The 4,401-nt window shown below is 40.0% G+C and carries 6 protein-coding genes; all 6 read left to right on the top strand.

Features of this window, described 5'->3' with window-relative positions; translation table 11 throughout:
- A partial coding sequence (locus ABW391_RS27725; protein WP_353485158.1) for a TolB family protein occupies positions 1–829 on the top strand: 829 nt, incomplete at its 5' end.
- A gap of 9 nt (positions 830–838) precedes the next feature.
- Complete coding sequence (locus ABW391_RS27720) at positions 839–1,528, top strand: DUF6928 family protein (protein WP_353485157.1); 690 nt, start codon at positions 839–841, stop codon at positions 1,526–1,528.
- 302 nt (positions 1,529–1,830) lie between these two features.
- On the top strand, positions 1,831–3,258 hold the full coding sequence (locus ABW391_RS27715; RefSeq protein ID WP_353485156.1) for an AAA family ATPase: 1,428 nt from the start codon (positions 1,831–1,833) through the stop codon (positions 3,256–3,258).
- Entirely contained in the window at positions 3,251–3,769 is a 519-nt protein-coding gene (locus ABW391_RS27710) for an element excision factor XisH family protein (RefSeq protein ID WP_353485155.1), read from the top strand. The genes ABW391_RS27715 and ABW391_RS27710 overlap by 8 nt, the downstream gene beginning before the upstream one ends.
- Entirely contained in the window at positions 3,754–4,092 is a 339-nt protein-coding gene (locus ABW391_RS27705; protein WP_353485154.1) for a XisI protein, read from the top strand. The genes ABW391_RS27710 and ABW391_RS27705 overlap by 16 nt, the downstream gene beginning before the upstream one ends.
- A gap of 61 nt (positions 4,093–4,153) precedes the next feature.
- Positions 4,154–4,401, top strand: a 248-nt coding sequence (locus tag ABW391_RS27700; protein ID WP_353485153.1) for a GyrI-like domain-containing protein, incomplete at its 3' end; no start/stop codon positions are given.

Below are 4,401 nucleotides of genomic sequence, written 5' to 3'. Positions count from 1 at the left end.
TATTTCGGACAATCAAGCCTTTGGGTTAACCATCTCACCCAATGGAAAAGAACTACTGTTTGTAAAATCCTATGGGGGTAGAGATACTTTACAAATCTATCAATCTAGCAAGATTAATGGAGTGTGGCAAAAGCCTGTACTGGCCTTCTTTGCTGACCCAAATTACAAACAAATAGATCCCGCATTTTCACCAGATGGGAAGACCATTTTATTCAACAGCCTAACCTCAGCACAGTATAGTTTTGACATCTATGCCTTACATCAAACCGATACTGGTTGGACAAAACCGTTCCGATTGTCGGACTCAATCAACACTGAATTGAGCGATTTTTACGCAACTATTTCCAATAATAAAAATATTTATTTCACCAGAAGGACAAAAAGCAACGATATTTATGTAAGCCATTTTAAGGATGGCCATTACCAAAAAGCGATACCACTCGACAAAACCATCACTTACACAGACTTCAGCGAATCTAATCCTTATATATCCCCCCAAGAAGATTTTATCATTTTCTTTTCAGACCTTAAAGCTGGTATTGTCGGAAATGATTTGTATATTCTAAATGATGGTTTTGGAGAAAGTGATTTGTACATCAGTTTCAGCAAAAAAGGCAAATGGAGTCATCCAATTAATTTAGGCGAAAAAGTGAATTCTAAAATAGGAGAATTTTGCCCAAGTATAGACTACGCTACAAAAGCATTTTTATTTTCAAGAACAGAAGTAATTGAAAACAAACGAGTCGAAAATATTTATACAATCCCTTTGAAAGAGTTAGGTCTGAAAAGATTAAAACGATCGGCAAAGTGGGACAGGACTAACGAATAATCAAAAAATATGGGTTGGAAAGCATCAACAATAATTATTAACAAGCCGAATCAAGTGGATAATGAAGACCTACTTAAAGAGTTAGGTTTCAAGAGCTTGAGAAGAATAGAGGACGAACCATTCGAAGTGGCTATAAATCCTGGTAACAAAAAGGTTTACCTTGGTTTCTATAGAGACAACTTACTTATTTGTACACCTGACCTGCCTATGCAGTTCTTTGAGGACTCGGAGACGCAGGTAGAAAAATTTTTAAAACACAAATTTCCAAATTCTGAAATTTGTTCTATAATTCTACACAGTACAGTAAACTTATGGGGGTATTCGGTTATTAAAAATGGGCAGAAAATTAGAGCAAGAGCAGGAAGTGCTGACGATGGAACGTTCGTAGAATTTGGAGAACCACTTGATGAGGAGAAAGAACTTTTAGGTAAATCAAAGCTAGACGACAAAGGAAATAGAATTTATTTGCTAGACGATTTCCCTGAGGAGCCATTTGATGAAGACCAAGTTGGAGAAAACTTCGTGTTTGCTATCTGTAAGAGGTATTTTGGCGAAGAACTTGATAGTGCTGACGCATTGCTTTTCGAAACAATATTCATAGGTTATAAATATGGGAAAGTTGGCACAACTGAAACTAACGACACTAAGAAGAGCCAACAAAAAATTGACAACTCAAAACCTTGGTGGAAATTTTGGTAAAACAAAGAAAAATGGCAGCCATCATCATTTTGGCAATAAAGTGTAGTCCCATCTCTCTGAAACATAACGCGCAATCCCCACTTTTTTCTAGCTCCTCGAGATGCGATGGGCATGCACGTCGTAGGCCGCTTCATAAATGTCCAGCAAAGGTTCATAAAAATGGAAGGCTTTAAGACCTTGACTGAACCCTATATTTGGAATTATGCACCTTTTCTTGGTAGATAATTCCAAATATAGCCCTATATTTGGAATTATCTTTTTGATTTACCAGGCTATTATTTTTATATTTATCTCATTTTCAAATGATTGGAAGAAAAAAAGAAATTGAACGCATCGACAACTTACTTGCTTCCAACCGATCTGAGTTTCTGGCGGTCACGGGGCGAAGAAGGGTTGGTAAAACTTTTCTGATAGATACACTGCTCCGAGACCATTACTGTTTTAGCATGACCGGAATACAGAATGGCCATACATCCGCACAATTGGTCAATTTTGGCGTAAAATTGGCAGAATACAACACCGCCTTTGCTCCCAAAGCTCCTGAAAACTGGCAGATGGCCTTTTTGTATTTGAAGGATTACCTCAAAACCCTGGATCGGAATCAAAAGCAGGTGATTTTTATCGATGAATTGCCCTGGGTGTCGACACCAAAATCGGGATTCATTCAGATGTTGGCACATCTTTGGAATGATTATTTGTCCAAAGAACCCCATTTTATTCTTGTCATTTGTGGATCAGCGACTTCCTGGATCAGTAAAAAAATTCTCAATGATCCGGGAGGGTTGCACAATCGGGTTACGGAGAACATTCATTTGTTTCCATTTACGTTGTCCGAAACGTACGAATTTTTAAAGAGCAGAGGACTTCAATTTACTTTGCAGGAGGTCGCCAAAATATACATGACCCTGGGCGGTGTTCCTTTTTATCTGGAAAACCTGCGCAAAGGAGAAAGTTTTGCAGTGGCCATTGAACGCATTTGTTTTTCGCCAAATGGCATCCTACACAACGAGTACAACAACCTATTCAATGCCTTATTCAATCACGCAGAGCTGCATCAGGAAATTGCCGCTGCATTAGCCAGCCAGAATTCCGGGATGACCCACGCTGACCTACTAAAACTGCTCAAAATGCCACAGGCTACGGGCAGTTATCAAAGGGCGATTGAAGAGCTAATGGTTTCTGATTTTGTGAGCGAACTTACCCCTTTCGGCAAGAAGAAACGAGGATCATTGTATCAGTTGATCGATGAGTACTGTATTTTTTACCACCGCTTCATCAAGCCAAATAAAAAATACACCCCAGGAATGTGGCAACAATTGGCGGAGAGTCAGTCTTACAAAGTTTGGGCTGGCTACGCGTTTGAGATGCTTTGCCACAAACACATCGATGCCATCAAACGCGCTTTGGGCATTGCCGCTGTGTATACCCAAATCTACAGTCTCAACGTACCAGGCAATCTTGAGGTGGAAGGCTTTCAGGTCGACTTGCTGATCGATCGGAAGGATGACTGCATAAACCTTTGTGAAATCAAATTCCACAGTGGACCGTTTACCATTACCAAAGAAGAATACCAACAACTGGTCAGTAAACGCCAACGGTTTATCGATTACACAGGCACTAAAAAACAGGTATTTTTGACGCTGATCACGAATTATGGAGTCACCTCGAATGCCTATGCACGGGAAGTGGTGGATGCAGAGGTTAGGTTGGAAGCGTTATTAAGTGGATAAGTTTCGTGCAGAGGAAGTTCCAAGATTTATGGGCGCAAGAACTCTTGTTAGTTTTCTTGATTCGTTGACTAGAAAGTCTTATTTTTACCCAATGGCAAAGGACATTTACCATAGTATTGTACGAAAAGCACTCGAAAAAGATGGATGGGTCATTACACATGATCCATACCTGATTCGTCGAATGAATCGGAAACCATATGAAGTAGATCTAGGGGCCGAAAAATTCATCGCCGCAGAGCGTGAATCTGAACTGATTGCTGTTGAAATCAAAAGTTTTTTAGGTTCATCAATGACTTATGATTTCCATGCAGCTTTTGGTCAATATGGCGTTTATCGTTTTTTCATGGACGAGCGTGATGCTACCAGACAGTTATTTCTTGCCATTCCTGAAGAAGCATACAGTACATTTTTTTTGACCCCAGACATTGAAGCGATTTGCGCGCATTTCAATGTGAAAATTTTAGTTTACGATTCTGTTCAAGAAACAATTGTGAAATGGATAAGAAGATAAAAAAATACCAACAAGTGCTGGAGGCTATCTTACAAGAGGAGGCCGATGGCAAAATGATACCAGGGATCGAGTTTCAAGTAATTGTGGATACCCAACACAATCATTTTCAGTTAATTGAAACTGGTTGGTATGAAAAGCAATTCATCCACAGCGTTCTTTTTCATTTTCAAATCAAGCCGAATGGCAAAATTTGGCTTTTGGCCAATAACACAGATGTAATGATTGCTGAGGATTTGGTAAAAAAAGGAGTACCTGCATCAGATATTGTGATTGGGTTTCATCCAGAAAATGCTAGACAGTTTACGGGGTTTGCGGTAGCTTAGGTGGTGAAAAAAAGCAGCGTAGCTGCCAGTACACAATTTTGAACCAATCTACTAGCAACCCATGTACCCAAAAATCCAAACCCACCCCTCCAAGACCCTCCTCGGCAAGCGCCTGAAAATGAGTTTTTCCAATGATCGTACTGGTGAATTGTGGCGCAGCTTCATGCCCTACCGCAAAGACATCCCCCACAAAATCGGCATCGATTTGTACTCCATGCAAATCTTTGATGCAATGCCCGATTTCAAAACCGACGCCACCTTTGAAAAATGGGCTGCAGTGGAAGTTTCAGCAATTGAAACCATACCTGA

It is taken from the genome of Haliscomenobacter sp. (assembly GCF_040403615.1).
Taxonomy (GTDB): domain Bacteria; phylum Bacteroidota; class Bacteroidia; order Chitinophagales; family Saprospiraceae; genus Haliscomenobacter.
The sequence above is the reverse complement of the archived record's forward strand: the minus strand, read 5'-3'. Positions and strand labels throughout refer to the sequence as shown.